The sequence below is a fragment of the Shinella sp. CPCC 101442 genome, assembly GCF_024704725.1.
Taxonomy (GTDB): Bacteria; Pseudomonadota; Alphaproteobacteria; order Rhizobiales; family Rhizobiaceae; genus Shinella.
The window spans coordinates 208,693-230,104 of record NZ_JALIQS010000006.1 but is presented as its reverse complement, the minus strand read 5'-3'; the positions used below and the strand labels follow the sequence as shown (position 1 = coordinate 230,104).

The 21,412-nt window shown below is 63.5% G+C and carries 21 protein-coding genes; 7 read left to right on the top strand and 14 right to left on the bottom strand.

All coding sequences use genetic code 11. The features are described 5' to 3' along the window. The first annotated feature begins 166 nt into the window (after positions 1–166). Positions 167–745 (top strand): polyhydroxyalkanoate synthesis repressor PhaR, encoded by a 579-nt coding sequence (gene phaR, locus MUO32_RS21790; protein ID WP_257950483.1) that lies wholly within the window; start codon positions 167–169, stop codon positions 743–745. A 35-nt stretch (positions 746–780) separates the two neighbouring features. On the opposite strand, the gene MUO32_RS21785 is transcribed toward phaR, so the two are convergent. From MUO32_RS21785 to mtgA, 4 genes are all read right to left on the bottom strand, one after another. Then, positions 781–1,188: a hypothetical protein gene (locus MUO32_RS21785; protein WP_257950482.1), complete on the bottom strand. Its 408-nt coding sequence runs from the start codon at positions 1,186–1,188 to the stop codon at positions 781–783. Positions 1,189–1,344: 156 nt separating this feature from the next. Further along, on the bottom strand, positions 1,345–1,530 hold the full coding sequence (gene rpmF, locus MUO32_RS21780; protein WP_024271259.1) for a 50S ribosomal protein L32: 186 nt from the start codon (positions 1,528–1,530) through the stop codon (positions 1,345–1,347). A 147-nt stretch (positions 1,531–1,677) separates the two neighbouring features. After that, the gene (locus MUO32_RS21775) at positions 1,678–2,325 is read right to left on the bottom strand and encodes a glutathione S-transferase family protein (RefSeq protein WP_257950481.1); all 648 of its coding nucleotides are present in this window, start codon (positions 2,323–2,325) and stop codon (positions 1,678–1,680) included. A 67-nt stretch (positions 2,326–2,392) separates the two neighbouring features. Beyond that, a complete protein-coding gene (gene mtgA, locus MUO32_RS21770; protein WP_374708703.1) occupies positions 2,393–3,148 on the bottom strand; it encodes a monofunctional biosynthetic peptidoglycan transglycosylase in 756 nt (251 codons plus the stop codon). A 136-nt stretch (positions 3,149–3,284) separates the two neighbouring features. Between mtgA and MUO32_RS21765 the strand changes: the two genes are divergently transcribed. From MUO32_RS21765 to MUO32_RS21755, 3 genes are all read left to right on the top strand, one after another. After that, positions 3,285–4,202, top strand: a complete 918-nt coding sequence (locus tag MUO32_RS21765) for a polyprenyl synthetase family protein (RefSeq protein WP_257950479.1) — start codon at positions 3,285–3,287, stop codon at positions 4,200–4,202. Between the two features lie 4 nt (positions 4,203–4,206). Continuing rightward, on the top strand, positions 4,207–5,262 hold the full coding sequence (gene hisC / locus MUO32_RS21760) for a histidinol-phosphate transaminase (protein ID WP_257950478.1): 1,056 nt from the start codon (positions 4,207–4,209) through the stop codon (positions 5,260–5,262). 126 nt (positions 5,263–5,388) lie between these two features. Beyond that, on the top strand, positions 5,389–6,033 hold the full coding sequence (locus MUO32_RS21755; RefSeq protein ID WP_257950477.1) for a LysE family translocator: 645 nt from the start codon (positions 5,389–5,391) through the stop codon (positions 6,031–6,033). On the opposite strand, the gene ispG is transcribed toward MUO32_RS21755, so the two are convergent. The 8 genes from ispG to ccmA all read right to left on the bottom strand — a co-directional run bounded on the left by ispG (position 6,034) and on the right by ccmA (position 12,471). Then, positions 6,034–7,287 (bottom strand): flavodoxin-dependent (E)-4-hydroxy-3-methylbut-2-enyl-diphosphate synthase, encoded by a 1,254-nt coding sequence (ispG, locus tag MUO32_RS21750; RefSeq protein ID WP_257950476.1) that lies wholly within the window; start codon positions 7,285–7,287, stop codon positions 6,034–6,036. A gap of 135 nt (positions 7,288–7,422) precedes the next feature. Next, entirely contained in the window at positions 7,423–8,616 is a 1,194-nt protein-coding gene (locus MUO32_RS21745; protein WP_257950475.1) for an MFS transporter, read from the bottom strand. A 30-nt stretch (positions 8,617–8,646) separates the two neighbouring features. Further along, entirely contained in the window at positions 8,647–9,411 is a 765-nt protein-coding gene (locus tag MUO32_RS21740) for a DeoR/GlpR family DNA-binding transcription regulator (RefSeq protein WP_257950474.1), read from the bottom strand. 168 nt (positions 9,412–9,579) lie between these two features. Beyond that, positions 9,580–10,188, bottom strand: a complete 609-nt coding sequence (locus MUO32_RS21735) for a DsbE family thiol:disulfide interchange protein (protein WP_257950473.1) — start codon at positions 10,186–10,188, stop codon at positions 9,580–9,582. Further along, positions 10,185–10,352, bottom strand: a complete 168-nt coding sequence (ccmD, locus tag MUO32_RS21730; RefSeq protein ID WP_257950472.1) for a heme exporter protein CcmD — start codon at positions 10,350–10,352, stop codon at positions 10,185–10,187. The genes MUO32_RS21735 and ccmD overlap by 4 nt, the downstream gene beginning before the upstream one ends. Then, the gene (locus MUO32_RS21725) at positions 10,349–11,110 is read right to left on the bottom strand and encodes a heme ABC transporter permease (RefSeq protein ID WP_257950471.1); all 762 of its coding nucleotides are present in this window, start codon (positions 11,108–11,110) and stop codon (positions 10,349–10,351) included. Before MUO32_RS21725 ends, ccmD begins: the two co-directional genes overlap by 4 nt. Positions 11,111–11,170: 60 nt before the next feature. Next, positions 11,171–11,830, bottom strand: a complete 660-nt coding sequence (gene ccmB / locus MUO32_RS21720) for a heme exporter protein CcmB (protein WP_257950470.1) — start codon at positions 11,828–11,830, stop codon at positions 11,171–11,173. After that, positions 11,827–12,471, bottom strand: coding sequence for a heme ABC exporter ATP-binding protein CcmA (gene ccmA / locus MUO32_RS21715; RefSeq protein ID WP_257950469.1), 645 nt, complete (start codon positions 12,469–12,471; stop codon positions 11,827–11,829). The genes ccmB and ccmA overlap by 4 nt, the downstream gene beginning before the upstream one ends. Positions 12,472–12,738: 267 nt before the next feature. Here ccmA and acnA point away from each other — a divergent pair, with 267 nt between their 5' ends. The 3 genes from acnA (at position 12,739) to MUO32_RS21700 (ending at position 17,068) form a co-directional block, all read left to right on the top strand. Further along, on the top strand, positions 12,739–15,432 hold the full coding sequence (gene acnA / locus MUO32_RS21710; RefSeq protein WP_069060644.1) for an aconitate hydratase AcnA: 2,694 nt from the start codon (positions 12,739–12,741) through the stop codon (positions 15,430–15,432). Positions 15,433–15,590: 158 nt separating this feature from the next. Next, positions 15,591–16,349 (top strand): DUF1223 domain-containing protein, encoded by a 759-nt coding sequence (locus MUO32_RS21705; RefSeq protein WP_374708707.1) that lies wholly within the window; start codon positions 15,591–15,593, stop codon positions 16,347–16,349. 344 nt (positions 16,350–16,693) lie between these two features. Further along, on the top strand, positions 16,694–17,068 hold the full coding sequence (locus MUO32_RS21700; RefSeq protein WP_257950468.1) for a DUF2794 domain-containing protein: 375 nt from the start codon (positions 16,694–16,696) through the stop codon (positions 17,066–17,068). On the opposite strand, the gene MUO32_RS21695 is transcribed toward MUO32_RS21700, so the two are convergent. Both MUO32_RS21695 and pyc read right to left on the bottom strand, forming a co-directional pair. Further along, on the bottom strand, positions 17,069–17,620 hold the full coding sequence (locus tag MUO32_RS21695) for a GNAT family N-acetyltransferase (protein WP_257950591.1): 552 nt from the start codon (positions 17,618–17,620) through the stop codon (positions 17,069–17,071). It abuts the gene before it with no gap. Between the two features lie 125 nt (positions 17,621–17,745). Then, positions 17,746–21,204, bottom strand: a complete 3,459-nt coding sequence (gene pyc, locus MUO32_RS21690) for a pyruvate carboxylase (RefSeq protein ID WP_257950467.1) — start codon at positions 21,202–21,204, stop codon at positions 17,746–17,748. Positions 21,205–21,412 lie beyond the last annotated feature (208 nt).

Genomic DNA, 21,412 nt, shown 5'->3' with positions numbered 1-21,412 from the left:
GGGATATCCCGTGCCGCTAAAATTTCATGCGGGAGGCCCGCAGCATGAAAATCCATGTTGCGCAGCATTCCTCGCCGCATCGCACAATTCGATTGTCAGCCGCCGACTTTTTGCGGATACTCCGCCGGATCAAAAAGAACTAGAAAACGGGGATGAGGAGACCCTAATGGCCAGGAACGACGGTCAGATCGTCATCAAGAAATATGCGAACCGGCGCCTCTACAACACCGGCACGAGCACCTATGTGACGCTCGACGATCTCGCGGTCATGGTGAAGAAGGGCGAGGACTTCACCGTACAGGACGCGAAATCCGGCGAGGACATCACCCATTCGGTGCTGACCCAGATCATTTTCGAGCAGGAATCCAAGACCGGCAACACGCTTCTGCCGATCTCGTTCCTGCGCCAGCTGATCTCCTACTACGGCGACCAGATGCAGATGGTGGTGCCGAGCTATCTCGAGCACTCCATGCAGGCTTTCACCGACCAGCAGTCGCAGATGCGCGAGCAGATCAACAAGGCGCTGGGCGACACGCCGCTCGCCAAGAACCTGCAGGTGCCGATGGCGCTCATCGAGGAAACGACGCGGCGCAACACGGAACTCTTCCAGCAGGCGATGAAGATGTTTACGCCCTTCGCCAATGCCGCGCCGCCGAAGGAAACGCGCAAGGCGGAGCCGAAGGATCTCGACGAGCTGAAGGAACAGCTGCGCGCGCTCCAGACGAAGCTCGACAATCTGAGCTGAGGAAACCGGGTTGGCGCGGGCAAGCCCGCGCCGCCTCAAAGCCCGATCGAAAGATCCCGGCCCGCCGTGCGGATCGATACCGCAAAGCCGGCAATGACGTCGATGAAGCAGATCGTCATGAGAATGAAGAAGATTTGCGTCGCTGCGGCCTGCACCAGCAGGAACTCGACCAGTGCGGCCACGAACAGCACCATCGACAGCATGTGATCGAGAAGAGCCCGCGAGCCCGGCCGCGTGGCCTTCAGGATTTCCACGAAGAGCAGCACGAGTGCGATGAAGATGAGCAGGTCGCCGAAGGCCATGGTCCAGGTCGTGCCCGAGAGCATGTTGACCGCCAGCACCTCGTTGTCGAGCACGGCGATGCCGCCATCGCCGAACAGCCCTGTCATGGCGAGGTTGTAGAGGGCGAAGGGGATGATCAGCAGCGGTATAGCCAAAAGCATCGGCAAGGGCTCCAGTGGCCGCACGGATCTGGCGGCGTTCCCGTGGTCTTAGCGGAAGATTCGGTTCGAGAAAATGTCACGCCTGCCGGAAAGGCCAGGCCAAAAGAAAAGGCCCGCTTTCGCGGGCCTTGATCTCAGCAGATGCCGAAGCGCAGATTATGCGCTTTCCTTCGGCGTCAGGACCTGGCGACCGCGATACATGCCGGTCTTCAGGTCGATATGGTGCGGACGGCGCAGTTCGCCAGAATTCTTGTCTTCGACGTAGGTCGAACCCTTCAGAGCGTCTGCGGAACGGCGCATACCGCGCTTGGACGGGCTCGTTTTTCTTTTAGGTACAGCCATTTCACTAACTCCACTTATCGGGCAAACACATCCTCACGCCACCGAATGGCTGACAAGGGACATGTCTTTATCTCGGAAATTGGGCCGGCTTATACACAGCAAAACCCCGCTTGACCAGTCCCCGAACCGTTTTTTTCGATTCCGGGGTCAGACTTCGTCTTCCGGAACGATCCAGGGCTCGGCCTCGGCCGCTGCCTGCCACTTCTGCCAGGCCGGGTGGGCTTTTATCCGAGCCATATAGGCGAGTATCGTATCGTCCCTGGTCAGGCAATAGGCCTCGAAGCGACTGACGACCGGCGCATACATCGCATCCGCCGCCGAAAACGCGCCAAAGAGGAACGGACCGCCGGAGCGGGCAAGCGCCGTCTTCCAGATCGTCTCGATGCGCGCGACGTCGCCCATCACGCCCTCGGGCAGGTCGATTGCGCCCGGCTTGCGGCGGATGTTCATCGGGCAGGCATTACGGATGGCGCGGAAACCGGAGAGCATTTCCATAGAGATCGCCCGCGCCTCGGCACGCATGGCCGCGTCCTTCGGCCAGATGCCCTTCTCCGGAAAAAGCTCGGCGACATATTCGATGATGGCGAGCGATTCCCAGACCCGCACCGCGCCATGATGCAGCACCGGCACCTTGCCCGTCGGGGAGATGTCGCGGAACTGCGGATTGCCAGCGGCAAAATCGAAGGGAATCACCCGGTCCGTAAAGGCGACGCCCGCCGCTTCCATCGCGATCCAGGGCCGGAAGGACCACGAGGAATAGTTCTTGTTGCCGACATAGAGGATGAGGTCCGACATAGGATGCTCCTTGCGAGCGGGGACCGTAGAGGTTCAGCGGCTACAGCGCCAATGAAAAGCCCTGACGTCACTCATAAAGGCATTTGATATAATCGCCCGAGCCGCTCGCCCGCCGTTCGATGAGCCGTGCAAGACGCTGCAGCCCGCGTCCCGGCTTGCCGGCATTGCGCTCGTAGGGATTGGGCAGCGAGACGGCGAGCAGAGCCGCCTGCCGGCGCGAAAGCTTTGCCGCCGGCACATTGAAATGGTGCTGGGCCGCCGCCTCGATGCCGTAGATACCCGGGCCCCATTCGGCGATGTTGAGATAGATCTCCATCAGCCGCTGCTTGCTCCAGACGAAATCCGCCGCGACCGCCAGCGGCAGTTCCATGGCCTTGCGCACGAAGGAGCGCCCGTTCCAGAGGAAGAGGTTCTTTGCCGTCTGCATGGGGATGGTGCTCGCACCGCGTGTCTGCTCGCCCGCCAGCGCCTCGTTGACGACGGCGCGCATCTGCCCCCAGTCGACGCCGGCATGGCGGCAATACTGCCCGTCCTCGGACATCATCACCGACTGCACCAGCATGGGCGAGATATCCTCGAATTCCACCCACTGCCGGTCATAGCCGCGCAGCAGCACGAGATCGCGCAGCATGAGGGTCGAAACAGGACGGATGAAATCGATCGCATAGAGCAGGATCAGCACATAGGGCAGCGCGACGAAGGCCAGAACGGCAAGAACGATCCGTCGCCAGTTCCGGCGAAGGCGGGTCATCCAGCCATCCTTGCCACCGGCGTCTGTCTCCGAATTGATCGTTTCTGCCCGTGTTTCCGGTACGATGTCCAAATGCCGGCGCCCATCCTTGCGTCGTTGCGCTTTCATACCGTCACGGCGTGCCAAAAACCAGCACTCCGCCGCGATTCTTTGCCGCCATCCCGGCATTCCCGTTGCCTCGACCGGGCACCCATGCCAAAGAGCGGCCATGAGCGAACGTCACCAGGAATTCCAGTCTCGCCTGAAGAGCAATGCCGAAGCGGTCGAAACACTGCTGGCGGCGCTCTTGTCTGCCGACACGCAACCGGACGAAATCGCCCGCCCCGAGCGCCTGCTGGCCGCCATGCGCCATGGCGTGCTGAACGGCGGCAAGCGCTTGCGTCCCTTTCTCGTCATCGAAGCCGCCGCCCTCTTCGCCGAGGTCGAGCGCGAGACGGCGCTGCGCATCGGCGCGGCCCTCGAATGCGTCCACTGCTACTCGCTCGTACATGACGACCTGCCGGCCATGGACGACGACGACCTGCGCCGCGGCCAGCCGACCGTGCACATCGCCTTCGACGAGGCTGCCGCCATCCTTGCCGGCGACAGCCTGCTGACCTTTGCCTTCGACATCGTCGCCGCGCCCGAAACACGTCTTCCGGACGCCACGAAGACGGCGCTGGTGCTGGCGCTCGCCCGTGCCGGCGGCCTCGGCGGCATGGCCGGCGGCCAGGCCCTCGACCTTGCTGCAGAGAAGGTGGCGCCGGACGAAAACGGCATCGTCACCCTTCAGGCGATGAAGACCGGCGCGCTCCTGCGTTTTGCCTGCGAGGCTGGTGCGATCATCGCCGGCGCTTCGGATCGCGAGCGCGCAGCCCTTCGTGGTTACGGCGAAACCGTCGGCCTCGCCTTCCAGATCGCCGACGATCTGCTGGACCTCACCGCCGATGCGGCAGCAATGGGCAAGGCAACGGGCAAGGATGCCGAGCGCGGCAAGGCGACGCTCGTTTCGCGTCGCGGCCAGGCCTGGGCTGAAGATCGCCTTCAGGCGCTTGTGACGGAGGCTGAGGCGCATCTTGCGCCGTTCAGCCATCGGGCCGGCATCCTTGTTGAAGCCGCCCATTTCATCGCCAATCGCAGGAACTGACGTCATGAGCAAATTCTGGTCGCCGATCGTCGCCACGCTCAAGCCCTATGTCGCAGGCGAACAGCCGCGCATTCAAAACCTCACCAAGCTCAACACCAACGAGAACCCCTACGGCCCGTCACCCAGGGCCATCGCCGCCATGCAGGCCGCCGTGGCCGACAGTCTGAAGCTCTATCCGGACCCGTCGGCACTGGCGCTACGCCAGTCGATCGCCCGCTTCTACGATGTCGGTGCGGACGAAGTCTTCGTCGGCAACGGGTCGGACGAGGTTCTGGCGCACGCCTTCGTCGCTCTTCTCAAACACGACAAGCCGCTGGTCTATCCCGACATCACCTACAGCTTCTATCCGACCTATTGCCGCCTCTTCGGCATCGAGTCGGAAGAAATCCCGCTGACGGATGATTTCACCATCGATCTCGGCGACTATGAACGCCCCTGCGGCGCCATCATCATCCCGAACCCGAACGCGCCGACCGGCATCGGCCTGCCGCTTGCGGCCATCGAGAAGCTGGTCGCCGAGCATCCGGACCAGCCTGTCGTCGTCGATGAGGCCTATATCGATTTCGGCGGCGAGAGCGCGATTCCGCTGACGAAGAAATACGACAACCTGCTCGTCGTGCACACGCTGTCCAAGTCGCGCTCGCTTGCCGGCCTGCGCGTCGGCTACGCCATCGGCCAGCGCCCGCTGATCGATGCGCTGGAGCGCGTCAAGGACAGCTTCAACTCCTACCCGCTCGACCGCGTCGCGCAGGCCGGTGCCGCCGCCGCCGTGGACGACCGGGAATGGTTCGACGAGACGCGGAACAAGGTCATCGAGACGCGCGAACGCGTCACCGGGGCGCTGCGCCAGCGCGGCTTCGAGGTGCTGCCCTCGCAGGCGAACTTCGTTTTCGCCCGCCATGCGGCCCACAGCGGCGAGGCGCTCGCCAAGGGCCTGCGCGAGCGCGCCGTGCTGGTGCGCCACTTCGCCAAACCCCGTATCTCGGACTTTTTGCGCATCACCATCGGTACGCAAGAGGAATGTGACCGGCTGATTTCGGCAATCGAAGAGATCGTCTGAGGCGGTTGGACGCTAGCCTTCTCATCCGGCTTTTCCGGGCCGGATGAGGGGGACATGTGGTGCAATTCTCCGTATAGGAGAGAAAAAGGGGATGGATTATCGTTCACCGACATCAAGCGGTGAACCATGACCGATCTCACGCCCTACCTGCCCCAGCTCGCCGTCGCCTGGACGGCCTATTTCATCGCCACGGCCTCACCGGGCCCGGCGATCATCGCCATCATCGCAACCTCGATCAGCCAGGGAAGGCGCGCCGGCCTGGCGCTCGCGTCGGGCGTGCTGACGGGCTCCTATATCTGGGCGATCCTCACCGCGTCCGGCCTTTCCGCCCTTATCCGCACCTATGGCGAAGCGATCGTCGTCTTGAAGATCGTCGGCGGCTGCTACCTGCTGTGGCTGGCCTGGAACGCGTATCGCGCCGCGCGCAAGAGCGAGGAGACCTATCGCGCGCAGATGGCCGCCCTTCCGGCTCTCTCGCCACGCCGGCAATATCTGAAGGGCCTTGGCATTCACATCACCAATCCCAAGGCGATCTTCAACTGGATCATGCTGACATCGCTCGGCATGCCGCCGGGCGCGCCGGGCGGGGTCATGGCAACCTTCATCGCCGGCTGCATGGTGATCGGCGTCTGCGTCTTCCTCGGCTTCGCGCTGGTCTTTTCGCTCGGCCCGGTGCACCGCGCCTATCTCAAGTCGCGCCGTGCCATCGAGGGCGTCATGGCCGCCTTCTTCGCCTTTGCCGGCTTCAAGCTGCTGACGACACGACTCTGATCACTCGGCGGCAGCCTGCCCCTGGCCGTAGCGTTTCTCGATATAGTCGTTGACCAGCGTCTCGAATTCGCCGGCAATGTCGGTGCCGCGCAGCGTCATCGCCTTCTTGCCATCGACATAGACGGGCGCGATCGGCAGTTCGCCGGTGCCCGGCAGCGAGATGCCGATATCGGCGTGTTTGCTCTCGCCCGGCCCGTTGACGATGCAACCCATGACGGCGACCTTGAGGGCCTCGACGCCGGGATATTTTTCGCGCCAGACCGGCATGTTCTTTCTGATATCGTCCTGGATTTTTTGCGCGAGTTCCTGGAAGACCGTCGAGGTCGTGCGGCCGCAGCCCGGACAGGCGGCGACAATGGGAATGAACTGGCGAAAGCCCATGACCTGCAGCAGTTCCTGCGCCACCTGCACCTCGCGGGTACGGTCACCGCCGGGCTCCGGCGTCAGCGAAATGCGGATCGTATCGCCGATGCCCTGCTGCAGGAGGATGCCGAGCGAGGCCGAGGAGGCGACGATACCCTTGGTGCCCATGCCGGCTTCCGTGAGGCCGAGATGCAGCGCATGATCGGAGCGCGTCGACAGCATCGCATAGACGGCAATGAGGTCCTGCACATTGGACACCTTTGCCGAAAGGATGATGCGGCTGCGCGGCAGGCCGATCTCTTCGGCGAGTTCCGCAGACATCAGCGCCGATTGGCAGATCGCTTCGCGCATCACCTGCTGGGCGGTCAGCGGAAAACCCTTGGCCTGGTTGTCGTCCATCAGCCGCGTCAGCAGTTCCTGGTCGAGCGAGCCCCAGTTGACACCGATGCGCACGGGCTTGTCATAGCGGATCGCCGTCTCGACGATCGCCGAGAACTGCTTGTCCTTCTTGTCCTTGAAACCGACATTGCCGGGATTGATGCGGTATTTCGCCAGCGCCTCGGCGCAGGCCGGATGCTCGGCAAGCAGCTTGTGGCCGATATAGTGGAAGTCCCCGACGAGCGGCACGTCGAGGCCGAGCCTCTCCAGGCGTTCGCGGATCTTCGGCACCGCCGCGGCACTCTCGTCGCGGTCCACCGTGATGCGCACGATCTCGGAACCGGCGCGATGGAGGGCCGCCACCTGCGCCACGGTGCCGTCGATATCGGCCGTATCCGTATTGGTCATCGACTGGACGACGACAGGCGCGCCGCCACCGACAAGCACGCCACCGACATCGACACCGACGGACGAGCGTCGCGGCTTCGGTTCAAAATCGAAGGAAAAGGACATTTTGGAGCCTCTTGCTCGAAACGCGGCCACCGCCAGCCTGGGACGCGGCCTTTGCCCTCAGGTGGATCAGGAAACGGGGCTTGTCAACCGCAAGGGCGGGCACGCGCGACGATTTGATCGCCGCGCGCCGCTCTCTCAGTGGTGTTCGCGCACGTCCGCATGCACCGCATGGCGCGACAGCAGGAGCACCACGATGAAAAGCACCGGCAGGAGCGTGAAGATGATGGCAAAGCCGGTATGCTCGGCGATGAAACCGATGACCGAGGGGGCGAAGAGCGAACCGGAATAGCCCATGACGGTCGCGACCGACAGCGCCACGCCCTGCGCGAAGCCCGGCAGATTGCCGGCGGCGGAGAAGGCGATCGGCACCATGTTGGAAATGCCGACACCGCACAGCGCAAAGCCGATCATCGCCACATAGGCGTTGGGCGCCTGGCCGGCGATGACCATGCCGACCATCGCCGTGACCGTGCAGAAGCGCAGCGTCTTCACCGCGCCGAACCGGTCGCGCACATGGTCGCCGGCAAAGCGCATGACGGCCATGGTCAGCGAGAAGGCACCGAAGGCGAAGCCGGAGAGCGCCAGCGACGCGCCGAGTTCGTCGCGCATGTAAAGCGCACCCCAGTCGAGGATCGCGCCTTCCGGCACCATCGAGAACAGCGCCATGATGCCGATCAGCCAGGGCAGCAATGTCATCGGCAGGCGCACCTTCTGGCGCTCTTCGCTCGGATGCGGCGCATCGTGCAGCACGAAGGGCCAGATGACGAGAAGCGCGACCGCGCCCACGGCGGTAAGCAGGCCCGCATGCCCCATGACGCCGAGCGTCTCGATGAGGAAACCGCCCGTCGCCGCGCCGATGAAGGCGCCGAGGCTCCAGAAAGCGTGGCAGGACGACATGATGGCGCGCCGCATCGACTTCTCCACCTCCACGGCGTTGCCGTTCATCGCGACATCCATCCCCCCCATCAGCCCGCCGAAGAAGAAGATGGCGACGGCACCGACGGCGATGTTCGGTGCAATCGAAAGCAGCAGCATGGTCGTCAGGAAGAGGAGCGTCGCCCCCTTGACCGTGCGCGTCGTGCCGAAATGGGCGATCAGGATGCCGGCAATCGGCATCAGCACGAGCGAGCCGACCCCGAAGAACATGATCATCAGGCCAAGGCCCGATTCGGAAAGGCCGAGGCGCGTGGCGAATTCCGGGATCTTCGTCGCCCAGGCACCGGCGAAGGTGCCATTGAGCAGGAAGAGGCCGGAGACGGCAAGCCGCGTCGAGGGGAAGTAGGTTCTTGCGAAGGATTTGCCGGAGACGGCGTTTTCGGACGGTGTCATGGGAGGTCCATTGCTTGGGAGATCTGCGGCCTAACTGGCCCGGATGATTTCGATGCCGGCGCGCTCGAGGGCCGCCGCTTCCGCGTCGTCCGCATCGGCCTCCAGCACGGCGCGCGTAACGCGCGACAGCGGCACGACCGAATAGGGCGCGGCGCTCGAAAGCTTGTCGTTGGTGACGGCGATGAGCACGGACTTGCTGCGCGAGACAAGGGATCGCTTGAACTCGGCATCCTCGAACGAATAGGCGGTGACACCCGCTTGCGCATCGATGCCGCAGACGCCGAGCACCAGGATATCGGGGCGAAAGGCCTCCGCATCGCGCAATGCCTTTGCGCCGACGGCCCCGCCGACACCCGGATCGATCATGCCGCCGAGCTGGATTGTCCTGATATCGCGCTCCAGCACCGCCGCCGCGATGGCGGGGGCATTGGTCACCACCGTGAGGTCGCCGCCAATGGGCAGCACGCGGGCAAGCGCCAGATTGGTGCTGCCGGCATCGAGGAAGACGTTGCAGCCGGCCGGAATGAGTTCTGCTGCGGCTTGCGCCAGCGCGGCCTTGCGCTCGCCGCCGATCGCGATGCGCTCGGTCATCGAGACCTGCGACTGGGAAATGCGCAAAGCCCCGCCATAGACCCGGCGGCACAAGCCGGCGGACGCCATTTCGCGCAGATCCCGCCGGATCGTGTCTTCCGACACGCCGAGTTCCTGCGCCAGTTCCGCCGCAATCACCCGTCCCGACAGGTCGAGCCGCGTGCGAATGAGCGCCTGTCGCTCCCCGAGAAGAAGGTCCTGCATGGACATCGTCGTCACCAAATCATGCGTTACTATGCATAAATACGCACAATCAGGCATAAACGTCAACAAACGAGGATCGTCACATTTGATTGCAGACGGACACGAACGCCCGAGGACGTTCGTGCATCACGTCTGATTCGCGGACACGGGAATGAGAATGGGGGGAAATCAGCCGGCCGGTTTGCCCAGCGCCTTTTCGATCGCCGGATAGAGGCCATCCTTGAGGCTCTTTTCGTCGAACGGCCCGACCCGCTTGTAGAGGATCGTACCGTCAGGGCCGACGAGATAGCTTTCCGGAATGCCGTAGACGCCCCAGTCGATGGCCATCTTGCCGACGGGATCGAGGCCGATGGCGGAGAAGGGATTGCCCAGTTCGCCGAGGAAGCGCAGCGCGTTTTCGCTGCCGTCCTTGTAGTTGACGCCGACGACGGTGAGACGCGGATCCTTGGAGAGTTCAAGGATGACGGGGTGTTCCTGCCGGCAGGGCACGCACCAGGAGGCCCAGAAATTGACGAGGGTCACCTTGCCCTTGCCGGTTTCCGTTGTCAGCGCCGGCACCGGCAAGCCGTCCTTCGTAGCGCCAACGAGCGGATCGAGATTGCGGAAGGGCGCCTTGGTGCCGATCAGCGCGGAGGGGATTTCCGAGATGTTGCGGCCGGAATTGAGCTGCGTCCAGAAGATCAGCGCCAGGCCGAGGAAAATCGCAAGCGGCAGCGCGGCGAGGATGAGACGCATACGCGTGCCGCCCCGTTCGGCATGGTTTTCCGTCTCGCTCATCGGGCATCCTCTGATCGGGCCGAGCGGCGGCGGATGCCGGCCGCTTCCAGGCGCTGCAGCTCACGGTGACGGCCACGGTGATCGAGCCAGACCCAGAGCACGAGACCAAAGGTGACGGCAAAGGCAGCGACATAGGATGCCGTGACGTAGAAGGCGTGGCTCATGCGGCATCTCCGGCCGAGCGGGCGGCATGGCGGCGCAGCACGGCGATGCGGCGACGCAGGATTTCATTGCGCATGGCGAGGATGTGCAGCGTGAAGAACAGCATGGTGAAGGCGATCGCCATCACCAGCAGCGGCCACAAAAACGCGGGATCGATCGTCGGGCCATCCATGCGGATGACGCTCGCCGGCTGGTGCAGCGTGTTCCACCACTCCACGGAAAACTTGATGATAGGGATGTTGACGAAACCGACGAGGATGAGGACGGCACTCACCTTGGCGGCGCGCGTCGGGTCGTCCATGGCGCGGTTGAGCGCGATCAGGCCGAGATACATCAGGAAGAGCACGAAGACCGAGGTGAGCCGCGCATCCCAGACCCACCACGTGCCCCACATGGGCTTGCCCCAGAGCGAGCCGGTGATGAGGGCGACGAGTGTGAAGCAGGCGCCGATGGGGGCGGCGGCCTTGGCCGAGACATCGGCGAGCGGATGACGCCAGACCAGGGTGCCGAGCGCCGAAAGCGCCATCACCGTGTAGCACATCATGGAAAGCCAGGCGGCCGGCACATGCACATACATGATGCGCACCGTCTCGCCCTGCTGGTAGTCCCCCAGCCCCGTGAAGGAAAGGTAGAGCCCGATCGCGAACAGACAGAGCGTCAGTCCGGCAAGCCAGGGCCAGACGGTCGAAACCAGCGCCAAAAACCGCGTCGGGTTGGCGAGGTCGCTGAATTTGCGGATGGCAAGGCTCGGTTCGCTCATGATGGTTCTTTAACGCGGAAGCCCCTCGGCTTCAATTGATCTGCCGCAATCACATTCCCGTCAGTCGCTCGAAAGACGAAGCGCCGCGGCCGCCGCGACGGGACCGATGACGGCAAAGAACAGGTTGAGCGCCACGAGAATGAGGAACGGCGGCAGGAAGGGAGCCGGTTCCTGGATCGCCGCATAGACCGCGCTGACGCCGAAGATCAGCACGGGAATGGCGAGCGGCAGCACGAGGATGGAGACGAGCAGCCCGCCGCGCGGCAGCGCCACGGCAATGCCGGCGCCGGCAGCCCCGATGAAAGTGATGGCGGGCGTGCCGGCCAGGAGCGTCAGCGTCGTCGCGCCGATCGCCACCTCGTCCATGTTCATGAACAGGCCGAGCAGCGGCGAGGCGATGACGAGCGGCAGGCCGGTCGCTATCCAGTGCGCGACGCATTTGACGAAGACCGTCAGGACCAGCGGCGTTTCCTGCATGAGGAGCAGGTCGAGCGAGCCATCCTCGCGCTCGGCCTGGAACAGCCGGTCGAGGCCGAGCAGCGAGGCGAGCAGAGCGCCGATCCAGAGGATGGCGGGGCCGATTCGCGAGAGAAGGTTGAGGTCCGGCCCGACACCGAAGGGAATGACGGCGACGACCGTCATGAAGAAAAGCACGCCGATCAGCGCACCGCCGCCGGAGCGGACGGAGAGCTTGAGATCGCGCAAGAGGAGCGCGATCATGCCCAGGCCTCCGGATGGGCGTAGACAAACCCCTCCATCCTGAGTTCCTTCACCCCCTCCAGCCCGAGCGGCTGATGCGTTGCGGCAATCGCGATGCCGCCACGGGCAAGGTGAGTGGTGACGAGACCGGTGAACATCTTTTCGGCGTCCACATCGAGCGCCGCCGTCGGCTCGTCGAGGATCCAGACGGGACGCCAGGCGACGAGCAGCTTTGCCATGGCCATGCGGCGCTGCTGACCGGCGGAGAGATAGCCGAAGGGAAGATGCGCGATGCTGCCGAGGCCGACCGATTCGGCCGCTTCGTCGACGGAGACCGCGGCGCCGTTTGCGAAATCACCCAAAAAAGCTTTCCAGAAGGCGAGATTCTCCTCGACGGTCAGTTCGCGCTTCATCGCGTTGCGGTGGCCTAGATAGTGCGCGGCCTCACTCAGGCGCTCCACCGGTTGCGCTGCAGCAAGGAGTTTCGCCGTGCCTGCCTCCGCCGGCAGAAGGCCCGCCAGAACGCGCAGCAGCGTCGACTTGCCGGAACCGTTCGGCCCCTTGACGACGAGCGCCTCGCCGGCCGCGATTTCAAAGGAAATGTCTTGGAAAATCAGGTCTTCGCCGCGCCTGGCGCTCAACCCTTCGGCGACGAGCCGCATGACTGTTCACTTTCCCTTTACGACCTTGGTCGCAACGCAAAAAAATTGTCCCGATTTGCCCTTTGGCGCTCTGGAACGTTTCTTAGAAATTATCTATAACCCCCGCAACACGCCAGCGGTCGGCGTGAATTTCATCCAAGCGCCGAACCGGAATGAATTCCGCGTACGGACAGCGGAAATGACCGCACCCGCATCCCATAACGCGCTTGAACAGCGCAAGGGCGTTCGTACGTCAGCTTTCTGGCGCCAGACGAGACGGGGTATCAAGTGTCCAAATCCCTAGACAGTTTCAATTGTCGTTCGACCCTTACGGTCAACGGCACCGACTATGTGTATTACAGCCTTCCCAAGGCTGAGGCGAACGGGCTGGCCGGCGTCTCGAAGCTCCCCTATTCGATGAAGGTGCTTCTGGAGAACCTGCTGCGCTTCGAGGACGGTCGTTCGGTCACCAAGGAGCAGATCCTCTCCGTCGTCGACTGGCTGACGAACAAGGGCACCGTCGAAAACGAGATCGCCTATCGCCCGGCGCGCGTGCTGATGCAGGACTTCACCGGCGTTCCGGCCGTCGTTGACCTTGCGGCCATGCGCGACGCGATGGTGTCGCTCGGTGGTGATCCGGAAAAGATCAACCCGCTCGTTCCCGTCGACCTCGTCATCGACCACTCCGTCATCGTCGACGAATTCGGCACGCCGACCGCCTTTGCCCGCAACGTCGAGCTGGAATACCAGCGCAACGGCGAGCGCTACCGCTTCCTCAAGTGGGGCCAGCAGGCGTTCAAGAACTTCCGCGTCGTTCCCCCGGGCACCGGCATCTGTCATCAGGTCAATCTGGAATATCTGGGCCAGACGGTCTGGACCAAGGAAGAAGACGGCGAGATCATCGCCTACCCGGATACCTGCGTCGGCACCGACAGCCACACGACCATGATCAACGGCCTCGGCGTTCTCGGCTGGGGCGTGGGCGGCATCGAAGCCGAAGCCGCCATGCTCGGCCAGCCGGTCTCCATGCTGCTGCCCGAGGTCATCGGCTTCAAGCTGACCGGCAAGCTCAAGGAAGGCGTCACTGCGACCGACCTCGTGCTGATGGTCGTGCAGATGCTGCGCAAGAAGGGCGTGGTCTCCAAGTTCGTCGAATTCTTCGGCCCCGGCCTCGACAACATGACGCTCGCCGACCGCGCGACGATCGGCAATATGGGCCCGGAATATGGCGCGACCTGCGGCTTCTTCCCGGTCGACGGCGAAACCGTCAACTACCTCACCATGTCCGGCCGCGAAGAGCAGCGCATCGCGCTGGTCGAAGCCTATTCGAAGGCGCAGGGCATGTGGCGTGACAATGACGGGTCTGACCTCGTCTTCACCGACACGCTCGAACTCGACCTCGGCGCCGTCGTGCCCGCCATGGCCGGCCCGAAGCGTCCGGAAGGCCGCATCCCGCTCGAAAACATCGCGTCGGGCTTCGCCGGTTCGATGGACACCGACTACAAGAAGCCGGGCCAGCTTTCCAACCGCTACCCGGTCGAAGGCACCGACTATGATCTCGGCCACGGCGACGTCGCCATTGCCGCCATCACGTCGTGCACCAACACGTCCAACCCGTCGGTTCTCATCGCCGCAGGCCTCCTCGCCCGCAACGCGGTCGCCAAGGGCCTGAAGACGAAGCCGTGGGTCAAGACGTCGCTGGCACCGGGGTCGCAGGTCGTCGGCGAATACCTTGCCAAGTCCGGCCTGCAGGCCGACCTCGACAAGCTCGGCTTCAACCTCGTCGGCTTCGGCTGCACGACGTGCATCGGCAATTCCGGCCCGCTGCCGGCGCCGATCTCCAAGACGATCAACGACAAGGGCCTGATTGCCGCCGGCGTTCTCTCCGGCAACCGCAACTTCGAAGGCCGCATCTCGCCGGATGTGCAGGCGAATTACCTCGCCTCGCCGCCGCTCGTCGTCGCCTACGCACTCGCCGGTTCGGTCCAGAAGGACCTGACGACGGAGCCGCTCGGCGAAGACAAGGACGGCAACCCGGTCTACCTCAAGGACATCTGGCCGACCTCGCAGGAAATCCAGGAGTTCATCCTGAAATACGTCACCCGCGCGCTCTACGCCGCGAAATATGCCGACGTGTTCAAGGGCGACGAGAACTGGCAGGCCGTGCAGGTACCCGCCGGCCAGACCTATGCCTGGGACGACCACTCGACCTATGTGCAGAACCCGCCCTACTTCGTCGGCATGGGCAAGACCGGCTCGGGCCTCAAGAACATCGAGGGTGCCCGCGTCCTCGGCCTGTTCGGCGACAAGATCACCACCGACCACATTTCGCCGGCCGGTTCGATCAAGGCTGCGTCTCCGGCCGGTGCCTACCTGACGGACAACGGCGTTGCCGTTGCCGACTTCAACCAGTACGGCACGCGCCGCGGCAACCATGAAGTGATGATGCGCGGCACCTTTGCCAACATCCGCATCCGCAACCACATGCTCGGCCCGAACGGCAAGGAAGGTGGCTACACGATCCACTATCCGACGAAGGAAGAGATGTCGATTTACGACGCGGCCATGAAGTACAAGGCCGAGGGCGTTCCGCTCGTCATCTTCGCCGGCGTCGAATACGGCAACGGTTCGTCGCGCGACTGGGCGGCCAAGGGCACCAACCTGCTCGGCGTCAAGGCCGTGGTGGCACAGTCCTTCGAGCGTATCCACCGCTCCAACCTCGTCGGCATGGGCATCGTGCCCTTCGTCTTCGAGGAAGGCACGACCTGGGCGTCGCTCGACCTCAAGGGCGACGAAGTCGTCACGATCGAGGGCCTGGAAGGCGACATCAAGCCGCGCGAGAAGAAGATCGCCAAGATCACCTATGCCGACGGCACGGTGAAGGAGGTTCCGCTGCTTTGCCGCATCGATACGCTCGACGAAGTCACCTACATGAACAATGGCGGCATCCTGCAGACCGTTCTGCGCGACCTCGCCGCCTGATCGGTTTCAGCGTGAAACAAGAAATGCCGGGGCCTCAAACCCCGGCATTTTTCGTTTTGGGAGGTAAAAATCTCACTCCATCGTGACTTCCTGTTGAAGGGCCAAGCGCGTATGACGGCTTCAAAAGGTCGGCCTTTGCCGGCGCTTCATTGGAAATGATCATGCCGAGACCGTACATACCGGAATGTCTGGCGATCCTGCTGATGCTCGGGGCCAGCACCGCCTCCGCTGAGGAAGCCATCAAGCCCAAGGGCGTCGTCGAGCTTTTCACCAGCCAGGGCTGCTCCTCCTGCCCACCAGCCGACAAGGCGCTGGAAACGCTCGCCCGCGAGGGTGAAGTCGTGGCCCTCTCCTATCACGTCGACTACTGGAACTATCTCGGCTGGGCTGACACGCTCGCCTCCAAGGACAATACCGACCGGCAATATGCCTATGCCCGCATGTTCGGCCGCAACGGCGTCTACACCCCACAGGCCGTGCTGAACGGCCGCGAGCACATCAACGGCGCCGACATCAGCGGCATCCGCGCGCGCATCGGCGCCATGCCCGACGAAGGCAAGGGGCTGACGGTGCCGGTCGATGTCGAGGTGAAGAACGATGAACTGCGCATCCGCGTCGGCCCCGGCGAGGGCAAGGCCAATATCGTCATCGCCTATTTCGAGCGCGAGCGCACGATCAACATCGACAAGGGCGAGAACGTCGGCAAGACGGTCAACTACTGGCACGCCGTCACCGACATGGAAACGATCGGCATGTGGGAAGGCAAGGAAACCAACCTCGTACTTCCCGCCGACATGCTGAAGAAGAAAAAGAAATCCGGCGGCTGCGCCATCCTGCTGCAACGCATGAAGACGGCCGATACGCCCGGCGACATTCTCGGCGCAATGGTGCTGACCGGGGACAAAGCGACCCGATAACCTCCCCCGCGGGGGAGGTCCGGTCCGGCTTCTTCGAGGGGCTGGGGCTTGAGGGTTCGAAGGAGACGGACCGGACCGGGACGAAGCTGCCGACAACGGAATACAGGGCAACTTCGACAGACGCTGGCCGGACCGGCCAGGCTTCCGCGTGAAGCGGATGGCCGGGACAGGCTGCGACGGGCGAACTCTCTCTTTAAATTTGGGCGTCTGTTTGTCTGAAATGCGGCAGGACGGATTTTTGCGAAAACGCAAGTCCGGGCCGCAGACTTGGCCACGCGCCTTGCATTTCATCTCCGGTCAGGCACACTGTCACCGTGCCGTCACAGGTAGAGTGCGGAGATTCGATGACTGATCAGCCGGATTTGCAGGCGTCCGATGTCGTGGTCGACCTCAGGGAATACAAGAGCAGCAAGGATCCGCTGCCCGTCACGTTCCATCGACGCGAGCTCGATGCGATCCTGTGGGTCTATGGCCGCATGGTCGGCGAAGGCGAATGGCGCGACTACGCCATCGACCATATGCGCGACAAAGCGGTCTTTTCCGTCTTCAAGCGCTCCGGCGAAATGCCGCTTTACCGCATCGAGAAGGACCCGAAGCTCGCCGCCAAGCAGGGTGCCTACAGCGTCATCAACCAGCACGGCACGATCCTGAAGCGCGGCCACGAGCTGAAGCAGGTGCTAAAGCTGTTCGACAAGGTCTTGCGCCTCATCGAGACGTGATCAGGCCATCGTGCCCGGATAGTCCGTCGCCGAAGGCTCATTTTCCGCGCCCTCTCCCAATGCGCGCTGCATGAAGACCGTATCCAGCCAGCGCCCGTGCTTGAAGCCCGTCGCCGTCATGCGGCCGGAATGCTCGAAGCCGGCAGCACTGTGCACGGCGATCGATGCGGGATGGGCGCCGCCGATGACGGCCACCATCTGGCGAAAACCGAGATCGGTGGCGCGGCGGATCAGTTCGGCGAGCAGCGCCTTGCCGACGCCCTTGCCGCGCGCTTCGGGCGCCAGATAGACCGAATCCTCGACGAGCCAGCGATAGGCCGGCCGCGTGCGAAACGCCGAAGCATAGGCATAGCCGAGGATCAGCCCGGTCTGTTCGACCGCGACGATATAGGGATAGCCCTTGCCGGTGATCGCGGTGAAGCGCGCCTCCATCGCGTCGAGCGAGGGCGGGTCGATCTCGTAGCTCGCCACCCCGTTCAGCACGGATTCGCGATAGATTTCAGTGAAGGCGGCGATGTCGCCGAGCGCGGCAGTGCGGATGACGAAGCTCATGGAAGCCATGGTTTGTTGAACAATTTCGTCGCGTTGTGCGTCCGCAATTGCCGGAAAGCAAGATAAAAAAAGGGATGGGGTTAATCCCCATCCCTATCAATCAGGCCTTCACGTCCTTGCGCCGGTCAGGCGCCGTAGACGATCAAGAGGTCCTTGGCGTCGATCTGGTCGCCGGCGCGCACCAGCACTTCCGAGATCATGCCGTCCCTTTCGGCGTGCAGCGCCGTTTCCATCTTCATCGCCTCGATGGACAGCAGCACGTCGCCGGCCTTGACCGGCTGGCCGGCGGAGATCGAGACCGTCGAGATGACGCCCGGCATCGGGGCGCCGAGATGGGCAGCATTGCTGCTTTCGGCCTTGCGGCGCACGGCAGACGTTGCGGCACGGTTGCGATCCGGCACCTTGATGAGGCGCGGCTGGCCGTTCAGCTCGAAGAACACCTTGACCATGCCCTGCGTATCCGGCTCGCTGATCGCCTGGTGCAGGATGACGAGCGAGACGCCCTTCTCCAGCTCCGGCTGAAGCTCCTCACCCGGCGCAAGCCCGTAGAAATAGGCCAGTGTCGGCAGGACGCTGACGGGACCGTAGGTATCGACGGCCAGCGCGTAGTCGGTGAAAACCTTCGGATACATCAGATACGAGGCGAACTCGAAGTCGTCGAGCGGACGCTCCAGCTTGTCCTCGATCGCCTTGCGCTCGGCAGCGAGATCGGCAGGCGGCAGCAGCGAACCCGGCACGGCGGTATAGGGTTCCTCGCCCTTCAGCACCTTCTTCTGAAGGGCGGCAGGCCAGCCGCCCGGGGGCTGGCCGAGATCGCCCTTGAGCATCGACACGACCGAATCGGGGAAGGCGATGTCCCTGGCCGGGTTCTCGACATCGGCGACGGTGAGGTCCTGGCTGACCATCATCAGCGCCATGTCGCCGACCACCTTGGAGGAGGGCGTCACCTTGACGATATCGCCGAACATCTGGTTGGCGTCGGCATAGGCCTGGGCGACGCGGTGCCACTTGGTCTCTAGACCGAGCGAACGGGCCTGCTCCTTGAGGTTGGTGAACTGGCCGCCCGGCATTTCATGCAGATAGACCTCGGAGGCCGGCCCCTTGAGGTCGCTTTCGAAGGCGGCATACTGGAAGCGCACGGCCTCCCAGTAGAAGGAGATGCGGCGAATCCATTCCGGATCGAGGCCCGGATCACGCTCGGACCCCTTCAGCGCCTCGACGATCGAGCCGAGGCAGGGCTGGGACGTGTTGCCCGACAGCGCATCCATCGCGGCATCCACGACATCGACGCCGGCATCCACCGCGGCAAGCACGGTCGCCGCCGCAATGCCCGACGTGTCATGGGTGTGGAAATGGATCGGCAGGTCGGTCGCCTCGCGCAACGCCTTGAACAGCACACGGGCAGCGGCGGGCTTCAGGAGACCCGCCATGTCCTTCAGCGCGATCATGTGCGCGCCGGCCTTTTCCAGCTCGCCGGCAAGATTGGTATAATACTTCAGGTCGTATTTCGGGCGGGCGGCATTCAGGAGATCGCCGGTATAGCAGATCGTCGCCTCGCAGATGCGGTTCTCTTCGGCGATGGCGTCCATCGAGACGCGCATGTTGTCGACCCAGTTGAGGCAGTCGAACACGCGGAAGACGTCGATGCCACCCTTGGCGGCCTGGCGCACGAAATACTTCACGACATTGTCGGGATAGTTCTTGTAGCCGACGCCGTTGGCGCCGCGCAGCAGCATCTGCAGCAGCAGGTTCGGCGCATCCTCGCGGATGCGGGCCAGACGCTCCCACGGATCTTCCGTCAGGAAGCGCATGGAGACGTCGAAGGTCGCACCGCCCCAGCACTCCAGCGAGAAGAGCTGCGGAAGCGCCCGGGCATAGGTGCCGGCGACGCGGGCGATGTCATGCGTGCGCATGCGGGTCGCCAGCAGCGACTGATGCGCATCGCGCATCGTCGTATCGGTCAGCAGTACCTGGTTTTGCGCGCGCAGCCATTCGGCGAACTTCTTCGGTCCGAGTTCGTCGAGCTTCTGCTTGGTGCCGTCGGGAATATCCCCGTTGATATAGGGTACGACGGGCTTGGCGACGTCGGACGGCGGCTTCGGCCGGCCCTTGGCTTCCGGATGGCCGTTGACGGTGACGTCGGCGATATAGGTGAGCAGCTTCGTCGCGCGGTCCTGGCGCTTCACCTGCTGGAAGAGCTCCGGCGTCGTATCGATGAAGCGGGTCGTGTAGGTGTTGTTGCGGAAGGCCTCGTGGCCGATGATCGCCTCGAGGAAGGTGAGGTTGGTCGCAACGCCACGGATACGGAACTCGCGCAGCGCGCGGTCCATACGGGTAATGGCCTCTGCCGCCGTGCTGCCCGATGCCGTGACCTTGACGAGCAGAGGGTCGTAGTAGCGGGTGATGTAGGCGCCGGTATAGGCCGTGCCACCGTCGAGACGGATGCCGAAGCCGGCCGCCGAGCGGTAGCCGGTGATGCGGCCGTAGTCCGGGATGAAGTTCTGTTCGGGGTCTTCCGTGGTGATGCGGCACTGCAGCGCATGGCCGTTGAGACGGATGTTTTCCTGCGCGGGAACGCCCGATTCCGGGGTGCCGATCGCTTCACCGTCGAGGATGTGGATCTGCGCCTTGACGATATCGATACCCGTCACGACTTCCGTGACGGTGTGTTCAACCTGGATGCGCGGATTGACTTCGATGAAGTAGAACTTGCCGCTCTCGACATCCATCAGGTACTCGACCGTGCCGGCGCCGATATAGTTCGTCGCCTGGCCGATCTTCAGCGAATAGTTCGCCAGTTCCTGGCGCTGCGCCTCGGAAAGATAGGGGGCGGGCGCGCGCTCGACGACCTTCTGGTTGCGGCGCTGGATGGAGCAGTCGCGCTCGAAGAGATGCACGACATTGCCGTGGGTATCGCCGAGAATCTGGCTTTCGACGTGGCGGGCACGCTCGACGAGCTTTTCGAGATAGACCTCGTCCTTGCCGAAGGCGGCCTTCGCCTCGCGCTTGGCTTCCGTCACCTCGCGGATCAGATCCTTCGCATCGCGGATCGCGCGCATGCCGCGCCCGCCACCGCCCCAGGAGGCCTTGAGCATGACGGGATAGCCGATCTCGGCGGCGAGGCGATGGATTTCAGCCTCGTCGTCCGGCAGCGGATCGGTGGCCGGCACGACCGGTACGCCGACGGACATGGCGAGGTTGCGCGCGGCGACCTTGTTGCCGAGCTGGCGCATGGTGGCCGGACGCGGGCCGATGAAGGTGATGCCGGCGGCGTCACAGGCATCGACGAATTCCGGGCTTTCCGAGAGCAGGCCGTAGCCGGGATGGATCGCGTCGGCGCCCGAAAGCCTGGCGACACGGATCACTTCCTCGATCGCCAGGTAGCTTTCGATGGGGCCGAGATCGCGGGCCAGATGCGGGCCGCGGCCGATCTGGTAGCTCTCGTCGGCCTTGAAGCGGTGCAGCGCCAGTTTGTCCTCTTCCGCCCATATCGCGACCGTTTTCAAGCCCAGTTCATTGGCCGCGCGGAACACGCGGATGGCGATTTCTGAACGGTTGGCGACAAGGATCTTGGATATGGGCAAGTCGAACTCCTCATTGACTTGGGTGGGGACTCGAAAACGGGAAATGCTGCACCCGCGAAGAGAATTATTAGCGGCTAATTTCCAAAGTGCAATTTTGTAGTCGTCACGGAACAAAAGATTTGCGCCGCAGGAAACAATCCCGGTCGCGCCAGAGGGTAATTTTCCGCCATAGGTTGTTTCAAAACAAGCAGTTGATGCACGCGCGCGA